We start from the raw sequence: 22,410 nt of genomic DNA, 5'->3' as shown, positions 1-22,410 counted from the left end.
ATTGTTAAATGCCTTTGGCTGACATTTTATTAAAACCAAGTTCATTTGTTGCACCGGTAATTGCCTGGATTTCAACTTCAATCGATCCATCTTCTTTCAAGCTGCCATCAAAGCCGCCTGCAATGACATCGATATAATCTAATTGCCCAATCAAACGATCCATCTTTGGTAATCGGATCGTTTCATTTGCATTTCCGCCTGTCACAACTGCAGTTGCTAATTTATCTGCATCTGCTAGCGACTGACTAGCACCATCTCTACCAGCATATTCATCTGTGACAATAACTGTTTTGATTCCTTTTTCTTCGACTTTTTTACAATTCATAATTAAATCAGTGTCTGGATTTCCAAATCCTTCTTGTGAAATAATGACACCGTCTAAACCTAAATACTCGCTTAATTTTGCAACAAAGTCACTTGAACGATGTTTATCTTGTAAATAGACTGTTTCATTTGTGACGATTACTCCTAAAAAATTCAGCTCTTTCCCATGCTTCTTATACAAATCAGCAATTACTGGGTTATTTAAATGATGATAAGTAGTATTTTTATCACAGGCGGAAACACAATTTCCACTAATGATCGCTCCATCCATCACTTCAGTTGGATATAAAATCGTTGGGACAATATGTTTGGCATCTGTACCATAGACATACGTGTCATGAAGTAGCCCTTGTGTTTGCAGCATATAGACATAACCCACTTTGGGTAACTCAGGATATTGTTGAATTTGATCTAGTAATGGTAAGGTTTCAAAAATATCAATGGTATCAGGAACGATATTTTCACCAAATTTCCCAATATAATCTGCCACTTTTAATCCGGCAAAGCGGACCGCTTCTTCATATAAATGTGGCGATAATCCTTCTTGAGGTTTTAAGACTAAGCAAATTTCAATCAATTGAGAAAAAGGTGTCAGTTCAGCGCCCGGACCTTGCATATCGACGATTCCCTCTTGAAAACCAACGATTTTTCCGACCGTCATCACTCCACAACCTTTTAAAACATGCGTCCGTCCACTACCGACAACATCGACTTTATTTATGACTCCTGGAAATACTCCCGTAGACGAACCAACTTTACATCTTGGTTCAATTACATCCTTGACTGGTGTAATCCGAATGCTCTCTCCAGGATTAGCGATTTCAATCTCACAACTCTTTAAACGATCATCAGATAAAACTAATTCTTTAATTTTAATTGGATCAATAAATAATATTCCAGTTTCAATTTTCTCTTCTTGGGACAAAACAACTTTTTTAATCTCAATAGTTCCAAGTTCAAGCTTCATGCATTCACCTCAGTTCTGGTTAGTTGAAAGTCGCTGAACACTTAAAACATCACCCCCATTCTGCTCAACGTACTTTGTACGATATAAAAGTCTACAAAAGCAAAATCATGCAGTATGCTTAAAGACCAATTAGGCCGCTGCTTATTTTTGATAAATTTTTCATAGACAGATATCGCAGATTCAATATATTCTAAACTCTCGATATGAATAGATTGAGAGTTGGTCTCTAATAAAAAAATAGTTTTATAATACGTTTCATTCGGTTTGATACTGCCACTCAATGGATGAGTCAATAAAGAGCTATGCTTTTCCACAACTGATTTTTTTACTGCCATTAACACATCTCCATAAGAACCTTCGACAAAATGGATGCCAATTAGTTGACCGATGTTTTCTTTTACCTTTGGATTATTTGTGATAATGAACACTTCTTTGTCACCCTTTCAATTGTTACTTATTTCACATAACAGGCATTAAGCCTATTTAGAATTTTTTACACATAACTAAAGGGCAACAGCAGCATTTGCCGTTGCCCCTGTCACTAACCTGAGAGATTCACCTTTTTGAGGTTTGCTCCATCGGTGCATAACTGCTCTTCAGAGGTTTATAAGATTACGGTCCATTTACCTGAGATGTTCATCATAAAGTTAGCAGCTTTACAACTTATACCTTCGGTGACAAATTTTTGTACTCTCCCGCAATCAGAAAAAAATATTCGTAAACGCTTTCTACGATTTAAATGTTAGCAACTCCAAGAAATGATTACAAACCAACTTTTTTTAGATTTTTTAAGCGATTGAAAACCTAGCTAATTAAAAATTAATTGCTAAGGAATAAATTTTTACTATAAATAAATTGTTTGGTCGACACAATATGAAAAATCTTTTTTTATTTTCTCCGATAAACTTCAATTATTGTTTTCAAACAAAAAAACTGATACCGCTCATTTGCGTATCAGTTTAACCAGTATTTATTGAATTTTCTTCAGTAACTTCTTTAATTGCGCTTGCTCATCTTCAGCTAATCCATCGATTACACGCTGATTTAAATCATCAAATATTTTTCGAATTTCTTGAGTCAGCTCTAAGCCTTGTTCCGTTAAAAATAAATTTTTTTGGCGTTCGTTATCCACAGGTATCTTACGTTCTATATAAACTTTTTTTTCTAGAACTTTTAAAATATTAGTAACCGTAGCGTCTTGTTTCCCAAGATAATTAGCCAATTTTTTTTGAATAACACCAGGATTAAAGCCAATATAATTTAGAGCTCGTGCTTGATGAGCCGTCAGACCAATTTTTTTTAATCTTGTGTCAATAAATTCTTGCTGCATTAAATTTACTAAATAAATATTTTCTGATAATGTATCTTGATTTGTTTTCATCATAACCACCTTTTCTTTTATCATAACATAAAAGAACAAGTTTAACTTTTATTTGCAACTGTTTTATTGACAAATAAATCAACGAAGCGTATCATCCGTTTAAAGTTGTAAATACAAGTTTAAAACAGGAAGTTGGTAAAATAATGGATAAAAGAATTGTTTTAATTACTGGAAGTAGTACGGGTTTAGGTCTTACTACGGCTGTTCGCTTAAAGAAAATGGGTTATACCGTTTATATTACTTCCAGAACTGTGGAGAAAACTAAAAAAGTTGCTGAAGAAATAGGAACTTCCTATGTAGCTTTAGATGTAACTGATGAGAAATCGGTCGTTAAAGCAGCTGAATCGATCAAAACAAAAGAAGGAAGGATCGATATTTTAATCAATAATGCAGGGATTCCCGGGGGCTATCGTAAACCTGCAGAAATCGATGCTGCAGCAATGAAAAATGTATTTGATACGAATGTTTTCGGTTTAGTGTCTGTCACACATCACTTTTTATCACTTCTGGAAAATCTAGTTTTCCAGTTATTGTAAATGTCAGCAGTGGTTTAGGTTCGTTTGGCCAAGTTCAAAATCCTGATAAAATTGAATCAAAAGTTAATTCATTAGCTTATAGTTCTTCTAAAGCTGCTGTCTCGATGCTGACAGTTCAATATGCAAAAGGATTGCCAAATATCAAAGTCAATGCCGTTGATCCCGGTCCGACAAATACAGGTGAAAACTTTAGCAACGGTATCCAAACACTCGAAGAAGGCTCTGATACTATCGTAAAATTAGCAACGATTGATCCAACTGGTCCAACTGGTTGCTTCTTCAATCGTGATGGTATTATCCCTTGGTAGACGAATAAAAGACTAGAGAAATCAGTTGATTTCTCTAGTCTTTTTAGTGATATTCTGACAATTGCTCTTGAAACCATTGTAGATTTACTTGATGATGGCGTTTTGAATTTTCCATCATTTGAATAAACGGCTTTCGTAAATTACCCGGATTCTTCAACGATTCCTCGATTAAACCAATTTTTTCTTTTGTTTGTTCAATCTGCGCTTCTAATAAGCCAATCATATTATCCGAACTAGTTTCCTCTGCAAAAAGCATTGGCGTATAAAAAGAGAAAGTGATCACATCGTTTTTATGACCATATTTCAAAAAAAGGTGCTCAAATTCCTGCTCTCCTTTTTTAGTAATCACATAACGATTTTTTTCTTTTTCCGCGGTTTCGCTTGAGACTCGCTCTAACAAGCCTTTTTCTTCTAATTGCTGTAAATTGTAATAAAAAGAGCCTTTAGTAAAACGGACAAAATATTGAAAATAGCTAGCTTCCATATATGCCAATAACTCATAGCCATAAGACGCTGGTTTTTCTTTTAGCAGACCTAAAATCAATAATGGAATCATTCGCTTGATATCTCGCCAAATTTAGTCATAAAGGTCTGAAAGTCTAATTCGCCTAAAGCAAAACCGCGACTTAAACGATAAATTTTTTCATTCTTTGTTTGTTGGCGGGCATATATTTGGGATAACTGTTTTTCTTCATTTTCTAAAGCTTGAAGTACGTCTATCTTTTTGCTGAAAGCTTCATAATAACGTATTCCGAATCTACGTTGTGATGCTGCATCGATATGAATACCATCAGGGTTGGAAGTCAAATCTTCAGCACTCACAAGGTAACAATTTTCATCCTCTGCGACTACTTTTTTTATTTCAGAATTAATTTCTTGATACTCCGTTGCACTTAAGCCAAATCCGCTTTTTCCTAAAAATTCAGGAAGTTCTCCTACAATAATCGGTAAATTGGGCAGGCCTAACTCACTTCTAAAATGAGCAAAAACAGCTGCTAATTTTTCAGCATAAACTTCGTGCAAACCATTTAAACTATCATTTTCACCTTGATGCCATAAAATCCCGATCAATTCGCTAGTTTCCATCGCGAATTTTGCTTCTGATAAGGCGTGACGAGTCAAGATTTGGTCGTCAGCCCATTCAGCAATCGAGCTTCCACCTTCTGCACAAGGGATCAGACCAATTTTTTCTTTAGGATGTTCGTTTGACCAAGCGGCTGCAAAAGAAGACGCTGATCCTATTCCGGCTACTTCCCGATCAAAATGGATTGGTTCGGCCATCATTTGCCAGCGACCATTGCGTAACATTTCAATATTTTCATTATAAATAGTTGGTACATCCTTTAAAAAACCACGTCCGGCCATATTGGATTGACCAATCAATAAAATAGATTTCATTTTTTCACTCCTCAATTACTTTGCTTGACACAATATAGTCTAATTAGACTATATTGTCAAATAAAAAAATTCTTCTAAAAAGAAGAATTTTATTTTTGGGTTAGTAACTGATCAATTTCATAAAAATATTTTTTGCTGATTTCTTGATATTTATCATGATTCGCGCGATTTACGCTGAAAATTTGTTTTGCATTTTCTCTCGGTAGTTTCGGTTGTTCTAAAAGATAATATAATCCAAAAATCGGCTCATTTTCCACTGCATAGTAACAAGTAGTTCCGAAAATATCAGATGCTAATTCTCCCAATACAGCTGTTTGAAAAAAACCACCGCTAATCGATAATTCCTCGTTTGGTGCTACTAATTCAACTAAACGAGCTATGTTTAACAATAAACCTTCTATTATACTGCGAATCATATCATTTTTCCGATGCTGTAACGTTAACTCTTGAAATCCACCTGTAATATCATTAGACCAATAAGGCGCGCGTTCACCATTTAAAAAAGGCCAGAAACGAAGGTTCTTAGCTCCTACTTCAGTCTGCGCTAAAATATCGGGCAAACTAACAAAAAAATCGACTGACTCACGTTCAAACTGCTCCGCTGCCCAATTCAAGATACAACCACCATTGTTTGATGGTGCACCACAGACATAATAGTGTTCATTTAAATAATAACAAAAATTTTGTTTTTCATAATTTAATCTAACATCAGATACTACTTGACGAACCGCCGCACTCGTACCAATCGTCAGGCTTGCACTTCTTCCTGTGCGATAAAAACTAGCGTACGCAGCCAATACACCATCACTTGCACCTGCCATTACTTTAATTGAAGGTTTAAAATCAAATACCTGACAAATTTCTGGTAAGATTTCGAACAGTTGAGTAGGATCAACCAGCTCGCCTAATTGTGTTTCTTCAATCTTTAAATACGCTAGAATCTCATTACTCCATCGTTTTTTATGGATATCAAATAATCCGGTAGCAGAGGCGGTAGAATAATCGATCAGCGCTTTCCCAGTAAAGTAATGCAAAACTAATTCTTTGATACCGTACCAATGGATATTTTCTGGATAACCATTGCGAAGTGCTAATATTTTAGCAAATGGCGACATCGCATGAATCGGTGTACCAGAAATTGTGTAAAATTGTTTTGCTTGATCTGTTTTTTTGAATGCTTCTATTGCCTCTGCTGCTTGAAAGTCTGACCACAAAAAAATTTGCTGGTACTCATTATCAGGCATCAAACTATGCATAGCCGTACTAAAAGCAATGATTTCGATTTGCTGACGAAATATTATAGGAATAGTTAAAATAGCTTCTTTTAAGGTCATTAACAATTCGTGTCCCTTTTGATATTTTACGACAGCATCTCCATATGTCTGCAATATACTTTCACTAGCATATAGTACCTGATTATCTTGAATCACTCCGATTTTGATTGCTGTTGTTCCGATATCGATTCCTAAAAAAACTGACAAAAGCTTTCATCCTTTTCTACAGAGCTTAGTTTTTTAATTAATTACTAGATAGTATATAACTTTTTAATCCGTTTAACTATAAATAAAGAGTGTTAATTACCTTCATTTATAAAAGGCTATTAACACTCTTACTCTAAACTCAATTTTTATTTTTCGTGTTTTCTTTTTTTGTTATTCACACCTATTAATCCAATTACTGATGTTAATACTACCCCTAAAATAGAGATGATATTAGATGAATCATCACCTGTCTTCGGTAAAGCTTTTTTATTTTCTTGTATTTTTGTTAAATGATTTTGCATAGCTAAACTTGGCTCTGAATTTTTAGTATTAGTACTTTGGCTATTTATTGTATCATTTTCATTTATATTTTCTTGATATTTTGTAACTGGTGGTTCAGAAATTTTAGGTATTTCATTACCCGCCGGGCTCTCATTTTTAATTTTATAATAGGTGATTACTATATCTATATCACCTGTCTCGGCCGTTACCTCTTGATTTCCTACTTCGTTTTTGTCTGGTTCGTACCCTTTAATTTTAGGACTTTCTGCGCGATCAAATTGGCTATCGTTATTTTCGGCCACCCAATCCCCGTAGGCGATTTCTCCAGTCACTTCATTTTTCGATACCGTTCGGGTATATCTCACTTTATCCGTATGATCATCTGCTAATTTATTTCCCGCTTTGTCCACGTAATGGATTGTTTCCGTTACTTCTTTGCTTTCGCTCGTTTTATCTATGATTGGTTCATAGGTAACGATCACTTCTATATTTTTCGTATCTGGTGTAACCACTTGGCTCGCTACTTCACTTTTATCTGGTTTGTATCCTTTAACTTCTGGACTTTTCACTAGATCAAATTGGTTATCGTTCTTATCAGCTACCCAATCTCCGTGGGTAACTTCTCCGTTTACTTCATTCGTGAATACATCTCGGGTAAAGCGCACGTTATCAATATGATCATCGGCTAATTTTTTACCAGCTTTGTCCACGTAGTGGATCGTCTCCGTTACTTCTTTACTTTCACTTGTTTTATCTATGATTGGTTCATAGGTAACGGTCACTTCTATATTTTTAGTATCTGGTGTAACCACTTGGCTCGCTACTTCACTTTTATCTGGTTTGTATCCTTTAACTTCTGGACTTTTCACTAGATCAAATTGGTTATCGTTCTTATTAGCTACCCAATCTCCGTGGGTAACTTCTCCGTTTACTTCATTCGTGAATACATCTCGGGTAAAGCGCACGTTATCAATATGATCATCTGCTAATTTTTTACCAGCTTTGTCCACGTAGTGGATCGTTTCCGTTACTTCTTTACTTTCACTTGTTTTATCTATGATTGGTTCATAGGTAACGGTCACTTCTATATTTTTCGTATCTGGTGTAACCACTTGGCTCGCTACTTCACTTTTATCTGGTTTGTGGTACTTTTCAATTTCTGGACTTTTCACTAGATCGAATTGGTTATCGTTCTTATTAGCTACCCAATCTCCGTGGGTAACTTCTCCGTTTACTTCATTCGTGAATACATCTCGGGTAAAGCGCACATTATCTACATGGTCTTCGGCTACTTTTTTACCAGCTTTGTCCACGTAGTGGATCGTTTCCGTTACTTCTTCGCTTTCACTTGTTTTATCTATGATCGGTTCATAGGTAACGGTCACTTCTATATTTTTCGTATCTGGTGTGACCACTTGGCTCGCTACTTCACTTTTATCTGGTTTGTATCCTTTAACTTCTGGACTTTTCACTAGATCAAATTGGTTATCACTGTTATCTGCCACCCAATCTCCGTAGATGATTTCGCCGGTTGCTCCATTTTTTGATACTGTTCGCGTAAAGCTCACTTTATCCGTATGATCATCTGCTAATTTATTTCCCGCTTTATCCACGTAATGAATTGTTTCTGTTACTTCTTTGCTTTCAGTCGTTGAATCTATCAATGGTGCATATACATAAACTACGTCACCATTGGATCCCCAATCATTTAAAATCCCTTCAGGTTCTTTACTATCTTTATCCATTTTCTCAAATACATAGCCAGGAATGTCTTTCTGTTCTGTTTTATATGTTTTTGATTTATATGCGCCTTCAGGATATTCCACTGAACCAGTCGCAATTTCATTCTGATTTTTATCTGTATATTTTACATTGATTGTTGCCGCTTCATAGTAATCAAATGATTTTATAGAAAATTGTTGCAAGTTAGAAAATGTTCCTGTTGAGGCTGCAATGATAAAAGAAAGTTCATCTGAAGTTATCCATTCAGAGATATCTTTGGACCAAGTTTTACCATCATAGACTATAGTCATCATTTTTGTAGCGCCATCATAATTAATGCTAATATCTTTAAACTTTCCATTTGGATTATCAATTGCTTGGGCTGGTGCATCATTACCATCATACGTATTTGCTACAAGACCTTTATTAAAAATAAAGCCTCCAAAAGTCATATTGCTTCCCCTTTTATTATGAAACTTCTCTGGGTCAGCTTCAAAGTGATAGTTATTGCCATGTTGATCATCTCTAGTATTCCAATAAGTGTCGGCTTTCCAGCCAAAACCACCATTAAGCCCAGCTAAGCCTAAACTTCCTCCATCTTCTCCTAGAGCACCAGTATTACCATTATGAAAATCAATCGAGATTCCATCTGCTCCATTCGGTTGGGTTTTACTACCTATATTTATTTTACCTGTTAAAGTGAAACTTTGATTTACATTGATCTTACTTTTTAGCGTTACATTTCCAGCTTGATTTTGTTTATCTTTGGTTAAAGTTACTATGCCTTGCAATTTATCATAAGTGGCACTCCCCTTTAAATTAAAATAATTCGAGAAGTTGTCCTTTGTTACTTCAACATGATTGTCCTCATTAATAGTTTTATAGCTGATGATCGGCTTTTGTGATGATGCTACATTAGTTGTTGCCTGCTCAATTTTTTTCAGCGTAATCGTGCTATCTTGATCAAGATCATTGAACTGACTCGGAACATTAGTATCAACTATCTCCCAACCTGCTGGAACATTTGGCGAATAATTTATTGCTTCTCCTACAACACCTGAAATCGAATCTGTTTGAATAATAGTTTTGCTGGCTTCATCCATGTATTTTATAGTAATTGATTTCGTTGAATCTGTAGATGATGTAGATGATTGAGAAGTATTCTGATCCACTACTTCATTAGTTTGAGCATCACTATTTGAATCAAATACTTGTAGTGCTTTAGTAGTTTGTACCGCAGTTTTTGCCAATTCTGTGTTTTTTTTCACAATAATTTTTGCAACATTTATATTTTTACTATATGTGCTTGGTAGCTCATTCGATATAAGTGTATAACCTTCAGGAATAGATACCGAATAATTTATATTTGCTTCTAAAGAACCACTAGTTTGATCTTCTTTTATTAATGATCCGGCTTCATCGACATAATCGATTTTCATACTAATTACTTCGCTTTGCAGATCAGAGCTTTCTGTATTTATGTCCTTTGCATCGACTACGGAAACTGATTTTGCAGTGTTAATTTCATTATTTATCTTTTCTGTAGAAGCTGTACTATCTATAGTAGAAGGTGATTCTTCCGTTGAATTCTTCTCTTGATTTTCTACAACAGTTGTCGAATTCATTCCTTCTATTGTATCTGCTTTAACGTTTAATAAATCCGTAGAAAGAATTGCCCCCGTCCCTAAAAAAAAGATAGCTCCACATACCCAATGCTTTTTCTTTTTCCACATTTTGTACCTTTTTTTGGGTTCATGTGTAGCTACTAAATTTTTTCTTTTTAAGATAATCATATTACCAACCCCTAATCAAATATTTTAAGAATCCCAAATTAACATATACTATTTTTATAATAAAAAATTATTTGTTTTTTATTGCACACTATTTATTTTTTTAAAATGCATAAAAATATTTGATATTTTAGATTAAAATGTTTGTATTTAGGAATTTATATTTTAAAAATTATATAAAAGAAGTAGAATAACTATATTCAAATATTTTAGAGTTTGGAGATATGATTATGGATTTAACATTATTACTAGAAAAAAAAGATAAAACTCAATTGTCTATCGTTAACTATTTAATGAGTTCAAAACATCCAGTTAAACAAAATGATTTAATAAGAGACTTATCCCTTACTAAGTATGTCTTCCAATCTAATCTAGAAGAACTATCAAATACTTTCCAAAAATTGCATTCAAATATGCGAATAGAAAAAAGAAAAATAGAAAATAGAATTTATCTTACACTGATTAATGGCGATCATGGAGGGATAAACAAGCTTTATCATTTTTTGCTAAATAATTCTACAGAATATCAATTATTACTATATTTTTTTAAGAACAAACATCGTTCTATATGTGATATTTCAAACAAATTTAATATCAGTGAAACCTCAATCTATCATTACTTAAAAGAACTTAATTTATTTTTAGATACATTTAAAATAAAAATAAAACAAGGGATGCTACAAGGCGATGAAATCAATATTTGCTACTTCTATTACCATTTTTTTTTAGCAAGTGAAAGTCTTCCGACTGATGTCATCAATGATACGAATGAGAATATTTTTATTGATTATTTGATAGAAAGATTATTTTTAGAGCTTGCTCCAGATGATAAAGTAAAATTAAAATTATGGCATGATATTATAGTTCAAAGAAAAAGTATTTTGGCAAAAAAGTATTTGAATAAACAAAATTTAGATTTTCTGAAATCCAACTATTTTTTTAAAGAAATAAAAAATTCTTATCATAACTTTTATGGCTATCGCGATTTTAATAAATACGAAAGCCAAATTATGTTTATATATTTTTTTATTGCAACAATTTCTACTCATCCTTCTACAAAATTTAAAAATGGGAATTTGAGCTACGAAGAACTGATTATACCTTCAATTATTGAAATTAATAACTATATTTTTTCAAAACTATTTAACCAACTTGAAATCAGTAAAAAAGAAAGCTCACGTACTATTATAAGAAATTGGATTTATCCTCTTACTGAAATACATACCCAAATATTCTTTTTTAAGACGATCAGCTCTCCAACTTTATTAAATTTTGAAGAAATCTATGAAATGGAAGTAAAAAAAATAACTACGACTAATTTACTTTTTTTAGATGAACTAATTGAAGGAATAATTTCTAATTTTAATTTGTCTTTTTCAGAAAAATCAGCAAAAGTTGTAAAATTAGTCTACTTTAATATGCTAAAACAAATTGAATATCTAACTAAAAAAACTATTTTAATTGTTATTTATTCATATTTAGGTTATTTAAAAGTCCAATTACTAAAGCAAAAAATTGAGAGAATTTTTCCTAAAAATTTTAAAATAAATTTTGAACCAGCAACTCAGTATAAAAATTACGATTTACTAATCAGTGACACCTATAATATAAGTAATGATCTATCTTTTGATAGTTATTATATTCTTTACGATTTAGGCTCAGAAACAGATTTAACTAATCTAATAAATATTATAAAAAACATTTGATCTTTAACATTTTAACTTAAGTAAAATGATATAAAAAAGAGCACCTTCTCGAAAAATTGTTTTAATCCACAAATCCGAAAAAATTTATTGAATCTCTCAAAGGAAATGAATTATAACTAGCGTGAAATAAATTACATCTATAAATGAACAAAAACCTTCTACTTTATTAAAAGTAGAAGGTTTTTTGTAAAAAGTTTGAAGTAAAATTTTTCTGCTATTTCTGAAAAGTCCTTTTGAGTGCTAAAATATCTTTTTCTGTGGTACAGCAGCAACCACCAATCCACGTACAACCCAGTTCAGCCCATTCTCTTGCTTGTGTAGTAAAAACCGAATTGTCAGTATGTTCATGACTCCAGGTTTTTGTTTCTGGATCATAATGTTCACCTGAATTAGGGTAAACAACCAATTCTTTTGTTGCTGCCGGTTTCAATATATTTATCGTTGGCGTTACTAATTCGGGGGCAACACAATTGATTCCATAAGCAATAATTTGCGGATTTTTTTCTAACAACGATTGGACATCTAAGAGAAGTGTCCCGTCACTGATATGCTGACTATCACTTAACGTACAGCTGACCCAAGCAATCGTTTTAGGAAATTCTTTTAACAACTCTAAAAGAACTTTTATCTCTTCTATATCGGGCATAGTTTCAATCGCTAATAGATCTACTCCGGCTTCCACTAAAACTTGAATCCGTTTCTTATGGAATTTAATCAATTCATCCTTACTGATTGCATAATTCCCACGATATTCGGAGCCATCTGCTAAATAGGCCCCATATGGACCAATTGATCCGGCGATCCATTTTTCTTGAGATCCAGATGAAGCTTTCTTAGCCCCTTTTGCAAGTAAAACCGATGATCGTAAAAAGTCAGTTGCCTCTTGTTCAGAATAATTCAATTCTTCGAAACCTTTGTAACTTGCTTGATAACTAGCTGTGATCGCAATGTTTGCGCCTGCATCAAAGTATGATTGATGAACGGCTTGAATTTTTTCTGGAGAATCAATCAATGCCTTTGCAGTCCAAAGACGATGATTTAAATTTGCATCTCTTTCCATTAACCCCTGAGACATTGAACCATCAATTAAAATAACTTCTTGTTCGCGCGCCCATTCTTTAAACATGTATATCGCTTCTTTCATCTTCAGAATAGTTAAACTTTTTCTTTAGAAAAAGTTCATGTGTTCCATAACAAACGCCACAAAAAATCACACCTATAATCAAACCTATTCGCTGGCTAGGATCAAAAGCAATACCTATCATAGAAATCAGGCATAAAATAATCACCAACCATGGGACTATTGGATACCAAGGTGTTTTGTACGAAAGATCTGCTACTTTCCCACCATTTTTTATATATTGTTTTCGAAAGTTCAATTGTGACCAACCAATGCTTAGCCAAACTGCCACAACAGCAAAACCGGAAATAGAAACCAAGGCAAGATAAACTGTATCCGCCGCATAAAAACTTGAAAACAATGATAAAAAACCGCCTAAAATTGTTAAGAACAAACCATAAATAGGCAGTCCTCTTTTACTTAATTTAGAAAATATTTTTGGCAGAGTACCTGCATTCGACATAGACCAAAGCATTCTTGATGCACCATAAACTCCGGAATTGGCACCAGATAAAATCGCAGAAATAAGGATAAAATTCATGATGTCTGCCGCATATGGAATCCCCAAGCTAGAAAGAATATGGGTGAATGGACTTTCCTTTAATGCAGCAGATGATTGGGGCAATAGTGCTCCAATTACTATTATTGTTCCAATGAATAAAACAACCAATATGACAATTGTACGAATAATTGCTTTCGGAATATTTTTTTTCGGATTGTCGGTTTCTCCAGCGGCTACACCAATCAATTCTGTTCCAGAAAATGCAAAGTTAGCAGATAAGATGGCTAAGAAAACTGCTCCAACTCCCGAGGGAAAAACTCCATTCGCTATAAATTCCTTAAAAAATGGTGCAGGATTCGTATTAGAAATCGGCAAAATACCAAAGATTCCGGCTACACCTAAAATCAAAAAAATAGCTAAAGCAATTACTTTGATAAAGGACATCCAAAATTCACTAACCGAAAACCAACGAATATCAATAATATTAGAAAGGAGAATGATCATTACAAAAATTAAACACCAGACCCAAATAGCAACATCAGGGAACCAGCGCTTCATCAAAATTCCAATTGTAATAAATTGAGAACCTAAAGAAACTGTCCAAGTCAGCCAGTATAGCCAAGCAATTAAAAAACCAGCACCTGGATTAATATACTTAGTCGCATAAGTATGAAAGGAACTAGTATTTGGTTCATGAACAGATAATTCACCCAGACACAACATAACTAAACTAACTAATACAGCACCCACGGCATAAGCGATGATCGTTCCTACTGCTCCAGCTGTCTGTATCAAATATCCTGTACTTAAAAATATTCCTGTTCCGATAACTCCTCCTAGTGACAACATAATTAAATGTTTTGCACTCATTTCACGAACGAAAGACTCATTCATCTGATTTCCTCCATTTTTCCTAAAAACAATTAACTAATTGATTTGTTAAGATACTTTTTAAACGGAAATACAGTGTATTACCTAGAAGTCTTTTATGTGAAAAAGGAAAAACTAAAAAATGGCTTAATTTATAAATTAAAACGATCTTTTCATTTATTCATCTTATTATTTTTTATACAACAGTTAATATGATAGGTAAATTTAAAAAAAATTAATTTTTTCTAATTATTTACCTTTAAAAAAAGAAAGTCAAGTGAAATTTTCATAAAATAACATTTTTATTTATTTATAAAAAAAAGAAAAAAGCCCTTGGAAAGTCCAAGGGCTTTGCGCTATCTGATAATAGATTAACGACGGATTTCTTTGATACGAGCTGCTTTTCCGTGTAATGCACGTAAGTAGTAAAGTTTCGCACGACGTACTTTACCGTAACGAACTACTTCAATTTTAGCAACACGTGGAGTGTGTAGTGGATATGTACGTTCCACACCAACACCATTAGAGATTTTACGTACTGTATAAGTTTCGCTGATACCAGCTCCACGGCGTTTGATTACAACACCTTCGAATAACTGGATACGTTCGCGAGTTCCTTCGACAACTTTCGCGTGAACACGAACAGTGTCCCCAGGACGGAATGCTGGGATGTCAGAACGTAATTGTTCTTGTGTTAAAGCTTCGATTAATGGATTCATTTTATCATTCTCCTAATTTCCAAACAATCTTAGGATGCATCACCCTAGCGGATTATCGTAATAGATGAGTTTGCACTCACCAACATATTCTATCAGACTAAAACCTATCTGTAAAGATAAATTTCTTGTCATCCCTATGCTAAGCTTCTTTTTTTATTTCAGCTAACAACTTTTCCATTTCTTTCGTCAGTTCCAATTTTTCTAACATATCTGGTCGACGTTGGTACGTACGGCGCAAAGACTCTTTTAGCTGCCATTCTTCAATCAGGCGATGATTCCCATTCATTAAAACTTCCGGTACTCCCATACCTTCAAATTCAGCCGGGCGAGTGTACTGCGGATGTTCTAATAATCCTGTAGAATGTGAATCAGTTTGAGCAGAAGTTTGGTTGCCTAATACATCAGGTAGCAAGCGAACCGTTGCGTCGATCATGACCATCGCACCTAACTCTCCACCGGTCAATACGTAATCTCCTAATGAAACTTCATCTGTGACTAACGTACGAATACGTTCATCGTAACCTTCATAATGACCACAGATAAAAACGAGTTGTTCTTCTTTGGAGAACTCTTCCGCCATTTTTTGATTAAAAGGTTTGCCGGCAGGGTCTAGCAAAATCACACGCTTCTTTTGATTATCCGTTGCAGCCTCGATAGCTTTTAAATTATCGTAGATAGGTTGGACTTTTAACAGCATGCCCGCACCGCCGCCATAAGGATAATCGTCTACTTGTTTATGTTTATTGTCAGAATACTGGCGAAAATCATGTACATTAATCTCTAACAATTCTTTTTCGATCGCTTTTCCAATAATTGATTCGTTTAATGGACCTTCGACCATTTTGGGAAAAAGAGTCAATACATCAATTCGCATCGTCTAACAATCCTTCCGGAATCTCAACGTGAACGACTCCTTCAGTCAGATCGATATCTTTTACCACTGATTCAATATATGGAATCAATGCATCTTTTTCACCTTTACGTTTCACGACCCAAACATCATTCGCACCTGGTGATAAAATCTCAGTTATTTTACCGATTTCTTTATCTTCCTCATCAACAACTGTCAGACCAATGATTTCATGATAGTAATACTCATGTTCATCAAGATCGCCTAGTTGTTTTTCAGAAATTTTTAAAATACCTTCACGGAACGGTTCAACTAAATTGATATTGCCGTAGCCTTCAAAACTTAGCAAATCAAAATTTTTATGTCTACGGTAACTAGTAATCGTTAAAGGTAACACATCTTGATTGTCACGAAATAAATATAACTGTTCTCCTACTTGATAACGATCTTCTGTAAAATCGGTTGTAGAAATTACACGGACTTCTCCACGAATACCATGTGTGTTGACGATTTTTCCAACTTTGTAATAATTAGTCACGGACTTTCCTCTTTCTTACTTACTGTATTTATTGAGCCATTGAAACAGCCATTTTTAATCCGTTCATACCATCTGAGTTCATGATAGTGTAGACGGCTTGGTTATTTTGCCATGCAATTCGATTTGATTGATAATCACTCGCTGACACTCGTAAAGAAATTTGGCCAACCGTTTGAGGAACGGGTAAAAAGGCTCCCTCTAAATATTCAACTACTTGTTTAGCAAAAGGTACTGGATTCTCTTGTTCTAAATTATTTGCTTGAACACCGATACTCCAGTTGCCCTCTTTCCACGTTAAGTACGTTGATCCGGCTCCAGAATTTTGATAACCTGTAATATTATGACCTAAATCGACTTGTTGTCCATTGGGATCGTAGTTTTGGCCAACAGCACTCTGCGCTTCTGCATTTGAAGCATAAGTTTGTCGTTGATATTGGGCTATCGGCGTTTGATTATTTAATGAAGCATCATTAAAAGGTGTTTCTTTATCTACTATATAATAGTTTACTTTTAAAATCCCTTGTTCTTCAGAAGCAGTAATGCCGATTTGCTTCCCGCTACTGATAGTTGTAGGATCTGGAAATTGATCATTTGGATAATTTGCCTTCAGTTCCTCATTTGCAGATAACGAATGGTCGCTGTGAGTAGAATCGGTAGCAGAACTGCTATTAGCTGTTTTTGAACTTGAAGTGGTCGACGAATTTGTACTTGAACTACTACTTGAAGTATTTTTTTCTGAGCTTACTTGAGAACTACTGGTCTTAACGGTTGCACTTGCGGTTTCTTTAGTGGTGCTATCTTTTGAATCATTATTTCCCAACTGGCATGCAGATAAAACAAACAACGCACTGAACAATAGTACATATTTTTTCATGGTGGAACACCTCCACCTATAGTCTAACGCATTTTCAATGAAAAAACACTCGAATCAAACTGACTCGAGTGTTCCAACTTTATTTACCATCCACGATGTTAAGACGAACTTTCTTCGGTCCATTTGTCCGAACACTGTACACGATCGTGCGGATCGCTTTTGCTACTCGGCCTTGTTTTCCGATGATTCTACCGATATCTTCGGGTGCAACAGTTAAGTTGTACTCTAAGAAATCATTCGATTCTTCGATCTCTAACTTCACTTCTTCAGGCTTTGTCACCAACGGGTGAACAATGGTCAACACAAGGTTATTTAAATCTTGCATAATTGATCACCTTATTTCTTAGCGAATTTAGCTTCGTGGTGTTTTTGCATGATGCCTTCTTTAGAAAGAATGTTACGAACTGTATCAGAAGGTTGCGCACCTTTGCCTAACCAGTTTAAAACATTTTCTTCTTTTAATACGACTTCTGCTGGGTTTTTCAAAGGATTGTAAGTACCCACAGTTTCGATAAAACGTCCATCACGAGGAGAACGAGAATCAGCAACAACGATACGGTAGAAAGGTTTTTTCTTAGAACCCATACGTTTCAAGCGAATTTTAACTGCCATTATATAACTACACCTCCATATAATTAATCACAAGAAGTATAATAGCATTATTATTTGCACCTGTAAAGAGTTTTTTCTTTACAGGGTGATTTTTTTCTAAAGGCATATCTTTTGCAATTTTTACTTATTTTTTGTAAGATATATTCATAGTTATTAAATAGCAATAAATATTAATTTTAAAAATGGAGGAACAAATATGTCTAAAAAAATTGGTATTTTAGTTGGTAGTCTTAGAAAAGACTCTTATAACAAGATTGTAGCGAAAAAATTTGCAGAATTATTGCCTGATGGTTTCGAAGCAAAATTCATTCAAATCGATGATCTGCCTTTCTACAATGAAGATCTTGAAGTTGAAGGTTCAGTACCGGAAGCATGGACGCGTTTCCGTAACGATGTTAGCGAAGTCGATGGTTTATTCTTCTTCTCTCCTGAATATAATCGTTCTGTTCCAGCAGCATTGAAAAATGCTTTAGATGTTGGTTCTCGTCCAATGGGCAGCAGCGTTTGGGGCGGCAAACCTGGTTTAGTCGTGACTGTTTCTCCTGGTGGACCTGGTGGATTTGGAGCAAACCATGCTTTACGTCAATCATTAGTATTCTTGGATGTTCCTACACTTCAACAACCAGAAGCTTACATCGGCGGCATTATGAACTTAGTTGACAATGATGGTCGCATCGCTGATGGCACAGTAGAATTCTTCCAAACAATCACTGATAAATATGTTGAATTTTTCAATAAATTAGTTAAATAATTTTGGACTAAACGTCTCACAGATAAACTGTGAGATGTTTTTTGTGAAAAGATATTACTGATTGAACTCTTCACTCAGCCTTTGTTACAATTAAATGATGAAAAGGAGGCGTTTTTTTGAAGATCAACATTCGACATGAAGAAGAAAAAGAATATCAGCTTGTAGAAACGATCACGCGAGAAGCATTTTGGAACTTATACACCCCTGGAGCTGTGGAACACCTCATCGTACATCAACTACGAGAACATCCAGATTATCTTCCAGAATTATCATTTGTCATCGAAGTAAACAGTAAAATAGTCGGTAGTATCTTTTATAGCAAAACTACGATCATTGATTCCACTGGAAAAGAATTTCCTGTCATCTCTTTCGGTCCGATCAGTATCGCTCCAAATCATCAACATCAAGGTTACGGAAAGCTACTGATTGAACATTCGATTGCTGAAGCAAAAAAATTAGGCTACGATGCGCTCGTAATCGGCGGTTTTCCTTATCATTATCATCGCTTCGGATTTATCGGAACGAAAAAATATAATATTTCAATGCCAGATGGAAAATACTATACTGGGATCATGGTGCTTCCTTTACAAGAAAATGCCCTTGATCATGTTCAAGGACAAGTGTTTTTCTCAGAATGTATGGAACCTGATTTAACCACGTTAGTAACTTACGATAAAAATTTTCCTAAAAAGAAAAAGCAACTACTTGACTGCCAAGCTGAATTTGAAGCAGCAGTTGTTGAAATCGATACAACAGTCTATTAACTCGTTTATTTTTTTAGATGCAATTGAGCAAACTGTCCATATTGTTTAGTGTCGATCAATTGCAAGGTCTGTGGCATTTGTTGCGGTATAAATAGCGGGATGCCTTCCCCCAACAGAGTTGGAACAATTTGGATCCACCACTCATCGATCAGTTTTGCTTCGATGATCGGTTTTAATAATGCACCGCCGCCAACGACCCAAACGGTTTTATCATCAGGCAAGTCGTTGATAAATTCGATAGGATTTTTATGGACTAGCTGAATATTGTCGTCCACTAAAATTTCCGAGTGACTAAAAACATAATTTTCTTTTTCGGGATACAGTTTTTCTTCAGGCGCATCTCGTTTGACTACATCATAAGTACGTCGTCCCATCATCGTATAATCAATCGCTTGATAAAATTCTTCATAAGGAACCAGTTCTCCGCCTGGCTGATGATATAACCATTCTAAATGATCGGTTTTATCTGCTAGGTAACCATCTAAACTAATCGCTCCATAAAATACAACCCGCGCTGTCATTTCTACCACTCCTTTCTTTTGATTGTATCCAGACCTTTTATCAGACACCAGCTAATTGCTCACAACAAAGCCTTCTCATAGTTGAGAAGGCTTTGTTTATACTTAAAAAATTAATTTACATCATAATAAATTAGATAAAAGTTTGCTGATTATCGATTTAATTTCTTCTACACACCCACTATAGCGCTAACGTAAAAAAATAAAGACACCTTAAAACGCTGACTTCATCTGCAATTCTTCATAACGAAAACACTTTTTTTCATGATCATTGACGATTCCCACAGCTTGCAAAAATGCATAGATCGTCGTACTGCCAACGAATTTAAATCCTCGCTTTTTTAAATCTTTTGCAATGGCATCGGAAAGATCGGTGGTAGCTGGAACTTCAGCAGCAGATTGTCGATGACCATCGATCACTTGATGATTTGTAAATCCCCATAAATAATCAGAAAAGCCCATCCCCGTTGCTTGCATCTCTAATATCTTTTGCGCATTATTGATAGCTGCTTCAATTTTCCGCCGATTCCGGATCACACCAGCATTTTGCATTAATTCTTCAATCTTTTTTTCATCAAATTTTGCGACTTTCTCGATGAAAAAATTATCATACGCTTGATCGAAACTCGCTGTTTTGTTTAAAATCGTTTGCCAACTTAATCCTGCTTGATTCATATCTAAGACGAATTTACGAAAAAGTCGTTGATCATCATATTCAGGAACGCCCCAAATAGTATCATGATAGATCTGCATATTCTCATTACTTCCAGCCCAGTTACAACGGTCCATAGTTATCCTCCTTTTTGTAAAAAACGAACATACGCTCGCCCTTAGTATAGCAGAACTCATCCTTTAAACAATAAAAAAATCTGACTCAAAAAATTTGAGCCAGATCATCGATTATTTACGTTTCTTTTTCTTTTTCTTAGTTTTCTTGACCATCCGATTCATAGCCATTTTACCCATCTTACCTTTGATACCTGAACCAAACATTTGATCCATTCCAGCAGGCATACTGCCTTTACTCATTTGTTGCATCATTTTGCGTGATTCTTTAAATTGCTTGATCATGCGGTTGACTTCAACGATTGAGTTCCCAGAGCCAGCAGCGATTCGACGGCGACGACTAGGATTTAATAAATCTGGATCTTCTCGTTCAGCTGGCGTCATAGAATAAACCATTGCTTTTTTACGTTCGACGTCTTTTGGATCTACCTTGATATTTTCGATTCCAGGCATTTGACTCATTCCGGGAATCATTTTTAATAGATCTTCGATCGGCCCCATGCCCATGACTTGATCTAATTGCTCAATGAAATCATTAAAGTCAAAACTATTCTCTTTCATCTTACGAGCTAATTCTTCTGCTTTTTTCTCATCGTAATCCACTTGGGCTTTTTCGATCAGGGTAAGCATGTCACCCATCCCTAAAATCCGACTAGACATTCGATCTGGATGGAAAACTTCCAAATCCGTTAGTTTTTCACCAGAACCAATGAATTTGATTGGCGCTCCAGTGACTGCACGGATTGATAGCGCAGCACCACCACGAGTATCGCCATCAAGTTTTGTGATCACGACCCCAGTTATACCTAATTGTTCATTAAAACTTTCAGCAACGTTTACGGCATCTTGACCGGTCATCGCATCGACAACTAAGAGGATTTCATTTGGTTGCGCGATTTCTTTGATTTGTTTTAATTCATCCATCAACGCTTCATCGATATGCAAACGACCTGCCGTATCGATTAAAACATAATCATTTTTATTTTCACGGGCCTGTTCCATCCCTTGACGAACGATTTCAACCGGGCTTACTTCTGTCCCCATATCAAAGACAGGCACATTTAATTGTTGCCCTAAGACTTTCAATTGGTCGATCGCCGCTGGACGATAGATATCGCCTGCGATCATCAACGGACGCGCTTTTTCATTTTTAATCAACGAATTGGCTAATTTACCAGCAAAAGTTGTTTTACCAGCCCCTTGCAAACCAACCATCATGATCACAGTCGGGATTTTTGGTGATTTTTCGATACCGACTGCTTCTGATCCTAACGTTTTCGTCAATTCTTCGTCAACGATTTTTACGATTTGTTGTGCAGGTGACAAGCTTTCTAATACTTCCACACCTAATGCCCGTGTCCGAACTTCTTTTGTAAATTGTTTTACGACTTGTAAGTTAACATCGGCTTCTAATAATGCCAGACGGATCTCGCGCATCATTTCAGTAACGTCAGCTTCTGTCACTTTCCCTTTTTTACGTAGTTTCCCCATCGCAGACTGCAAACGCTGCGTTAAACTTTCAAATGCCATTGTTGATTACTTTCCTTTCTGTAAATGAGCATAACTTATGCTCAAATAAATGTCTTTTTTACTTAGAACAATAAATGATTA

The 22,410-nt window shown here is 35.1% G+C and carries 23 protein-coding genes and 1 riboswitch; of the genes, 5 read left to right on the top strand and 18 right to left on the bottom strand.

What is annotated here, in order from left to right:
• Positions 1 to 4: 4 nt before the first annotated feature.
• The 3 genes from ACKTSC_RS05740 to ACKTSC_RS05730 form a co-directional block, all read right to left on the bottom strand.
• On the bottom strand, positions 5 to 1,291 hold the full coding sequence (locus tag ACKTSC_RS05740) for a glycine/sarcosine/betaine reductase component B subunit (RefSeq protein WP_332581044.1): 1,287 nt from the start codon (positions 1,289 to 1,291) through the stop codon (positions 5 to 7).
• Between the two features lie 41 nt (positions 1,292 to 1,332).
• Positions 1,333 to 1,719, bottom strand: a complete 387-nt coding sequence (locus ACKTSC_RS05735; RefSeq protein ID WP_407856087.1) for a GrdX family protein — start codon at positions 1,717 to 1,719, stop codon at positions 1,333 to 1,335.
• 177 nt (positions 1,720 to 1,896) lie between these two features.
• A riboswitch (glycine riboswitch) is annotated at positions 1,897 to 1,999 on the bottom strand.
• Between the two features lie 262 nt (positions 2,000 to 2,261).
• Positions 2,262 to 2,672, bottom strand: coding sequence for a MarR family winged helix-turn-helix transcriptional regulator (locus ACKTSC_RS05730; RefSeq protein WP_407857083.1), 411 nt, complete (start codon positions 2,670 to 2,672; stop codon positions 2,262 to 2,264).
• Between the two features lie 143 nt (positions 2,673 to 2,815).
• Between ACKTSC_RS05730 and ACKTSC_RS05725 the strand changes: the two genes are divergently transcribed.
• Entirely contained in the window at positions 2,816 to 3,208 is a 393-nt protein-coding gene (locus tag ACKTSC_RS05725) for an SDR family NAD(P)-dependent oxidoreductase (RefSeq protein WP_407857082.1), read from the top strand.
• Entirely contained in the window at positions 3,172 to 3,516 is a 345-nt protein-coding gene (locus ACKTSC_RS05720) for an SDR family NAD(P)-dependent oxidoreductase (protein ID WP_407857118.1), read from the top strand. The genes ACKTSC_RS05725 and ACKTSC_RS05720 overlap by 37 nt, the downstream gene beginning before the upstream one ends.
• A 43-nt stretch (positions 3,517 to 3,559) precedes the next feature.
• Here the strand turns inward: ACKTSC_RS05720 and ACKTSC_RS05715 are convergent, their stop codons facing one another.
• The 4 genes from ACKTSC_RS05715 to ACKTSC_RS05700 form a co-directional block, all read right to left on the bottom strand.
• Positions 3,560 to 4,072 carry a PadR family transcriptional regulator gene (locus tag ACKTSC_RS05715; protein ID WP_332581048.1) on the bottom strand — a complete coding sequence of 171 codons (513 nt, stop codon included), beginning with the start codon at positions 4,070 to 4,072 and terminating at the stop codon, positions 3,560 to 3,562.
• Entirely contained in the window at positions 4,069 to 4,914 is an 846-nt protein-coding gene (locus tag ACKTSC_RS05710; RefSeq protein WP_407857081.1) for a sialate O-acetylesterase, read from the bottom strand. Before ACKTSC_RS05710 ends, ACKTSC_RS05715 begins: the two co-directional genes overlap by 4 nt.
• 89 nt (positions 4,915 to 5,003) lie before the next feature.
• Positions 5,004 to 6,395, bottom strand: coding sequence for a gluconokinase (locus ACKTSC_RS05705; protein ID WP_407857080.1), 1,392 nt, complete (start codon positions 6,393 to 6,395; stop codon positions 5,004 to 5,006).
• Positions 6,396 to 6,541: 146 nt separating this feature from the next.
• Complete coding sequence (locus ACKTSC_RS05700) at positions 6,542 to 10,192, bottom strand: mucin-binding protein (protein ID WP_407857079.1); 3,651 nt, start codon at positions 10,190 to 10,192, stop codon at positions 6,542 to 6,544.
• 227 nt (positions 10,193 to 10,419) lie between these two features.
• On the opposite strand from ACKTSC_RS05700, the gene ACKTSC_RS05695 reads away from it, so the two are divergent.
• Complete coding sequence (locus tag ACKTSC_RS05695; protein WP_407857078.1) at positions 10,420 to 11,895, top strand: AcpB/EbpR/MafR family transcriptional regulator; 1,476 nt, start codon at positions 10,420 to 10,422, stop codon at positions 11,893 to 11,895.
• A gap of 214 nt (positions 11,896 to 12,109) precedes the next feature.
• Here ACKTSC_RS05695 and mmuM read toward each other — a convergent pair whose 3' ends face one another.
• The 8 genes from mmuM to rpsP form a co-directional block, all read right to left on the bottom strand.
• Complete coding sequence (gene mmuM / locus ACKTSC_RS05690; protein WP_407857077.1) at positions 12,110 to 13,021, bottom strand: homocysteine S-methyltransferase; 912 nt, start codon at positions 13,019 to 13,021, stop codon at positions 12,110 to 12,112.
• The gene (locus ACKTSC_RS05685; protein WP_407857076.1) at positions 13,014 to 14,411 is read right to left on the bottom strand and encodes an amino acid permease; all 1,398 of its coding nucleotides are present in this window, start codon (positions 14,409 to 14,411) and stop codon (positions 13,014 to 13,016) included. Before ACKTSC_RS05685 ends, mmuM begins: the two co-directional genes overlap by 8 nt.
• A 347-nt stretch (positions 14,412 to 14,758) precedes the next feature.
• Positions 14,759 to 15,106 carry a 50S ribosomal protein L19 gene (gene rplS / locus ACKTSC_RS05680; RefSeq protein WP_071857139.1) on the bottom strand — a complete coding sequence of 116 codons (348 nt, stop codon included), beginning with the start codon at positions 15,104 to 15,106 and terminating at the stop codon, positions 14,759 to 14,761.
• A gap of 139 nt (positions 15,107 to 15,245) precedes the next feature.
• Positions 15,246 to 15,980: a tRNA (guanosine(37)-N1)-methyltransferase TrmD gene (gene trmD, locus ACKTSC_RS05675; RefSeq protein ID WP_407857075.1), complete on the bottom strand. Its 735-nt coding sequence runs from the start codon at positions 15,978 to 15,980 to the stop codon at positions 15,246 to 15,248.
• Positions 15,970 to 16,494 (bottom strand): ribosome maturation factor RimM, encoded by a 525-nt coding sequence (gene rimM / locus ACKTSC_RS05670; protein ID WP_332581084.1) that lies wholly within the window; start codon positions 16,492 to 16,494, stop codon positions 15,970 to 15,972. The genes trmD and rimM overlap by 11 nt, the downstream gene beginning before the upstream one ends.
• 28 nt (positions 16,495 to 16,522) lie before the next feature.
• Positions 16,523 to 17,368, bottom strand: a complete 846-nt coding sequence (locus ACKTSC_RS05665; protein WP_332581085.1) for a membrane lipoprotein lipid attachment site-containing protein — start codon at positions 17,366 to 17,368, stop codon at positions 16,523 to 16,525.
• Positions 17,369 to 17,447: 79 nt separating this feature from the next.
• Positions 17,448 to 17,693 carry a KH domain-containing protein gene (locus tag ACKTSC_RS05660; RefSeq protein ID WP_071857143.1) on the bottom strand — a complete coding sequence of 82 codons (246 nt, stop codon included), beginning with the start codon at positions 17,691 to 17,693 and terminating at the stop codon, positions 17,448 to 17,450.
• Positions 17,694 to 17,704: 11 nt separating this feature from the next.
• Positions 17,705 to 17,980, bottom strand: a complete 276-nt coding sequence (gene rpsP, locus ACKTSC_RS05655) for a 30S ribosomal protein S16 (RefSeq protein WP_071857144.1) — start codon at positions 17,978 to 17,980, stop codon at positions 17,705 to 17,707.
• Positions 17,981 to 18,176: 196 nt separating this feature from the next.
• Between rpsP and ACKTSC_RS05650 the strand changes: the two genes are divergently transcribed.
• The gene (locus tag ACKTSC_RS05650) at positions 18,177 to 18,731 is read left to right on the top strand and encodes an NADPH-dependent FMN reductase (RefSeq protein ID WP_407855990.1); all 555 of its coding nucleotides are present in this window, start codon (positions 18,177 to 18,179) and stop codon (positions 18,729 to 18,731) included.
• A 116-nt stretch (positions 18,732 to 18,847) separates the two neighbouring features.
• A complete protein-coding gene (locus ACKTSC_RS05645; RefSeq protein WP_407855989.1) occupies positions 18,848 to 19,495 on the top strand; it encodes a GNAT family N-acetyltransferase in 648 nt (215 codons plus the stop codon).
• A 5-nt stretch (positions 19,496 to 19,500) separates the two neighbouring features.
• On the opposite strand, the gene ACKTSC_RS05640 is transcribed toward ACKTSC_RS05645, so the two are convergent.
• The 3 genes from ACKTSC_RS05640 to ffh form a co-directional block, all read right to left on the bottom strand.
• Complete coding sequence (locus tag ACKTSC_RS05640) at positions 19,501 to 20,016, bottom strand: dihydrofolate reductase family protein (RefSeq protein WP_407857074.1); 516 nt, start codon at positions 20,014 to 20,016, stop codon at positions 19,501 to 19,503.
• A 210-nt stretch (positions 20,017 to 20,226) separates the two neighbouring features.
• Complete coding sequence (locus tag ACKTSC_RS05635) at positions 20,227 to 20,802, bottom strand: DNA-3-methyladenine glycosylase I (protein WP_407857073.1); 576 nt, start codon at positions 20,800 to 20,802, stop codon at positions 20,227 to 20,229.
• Positions 20,803 to 20,913: 111 nt separating this feature from the next.
• Entirely contained in the window at positions 20,914 to 22,329 is a 1,416-nt protein-coding gene (ffh, locus tag ACKTSC_RS05630) for a signal recognition particle protein (protein WP_407855986.1), read from the bottom strand.
• Between the last annotated feature and the right edge of the window lie 81 nt (positions 22,330 to 22,410).

Origin of the sequence: Enterococcus hailinensis (assembly GCF_045862035.1) — a bacterium.
Lineage (GTDB): Bacteria > Bacillota > Bacilli > Lactobacillales > Enterococcaceae > Enterococcus_A > Enterococcus_A hailinensis.
This window is presented reverse-complemented; position numbering and strand designations above follow the sequence as displayed.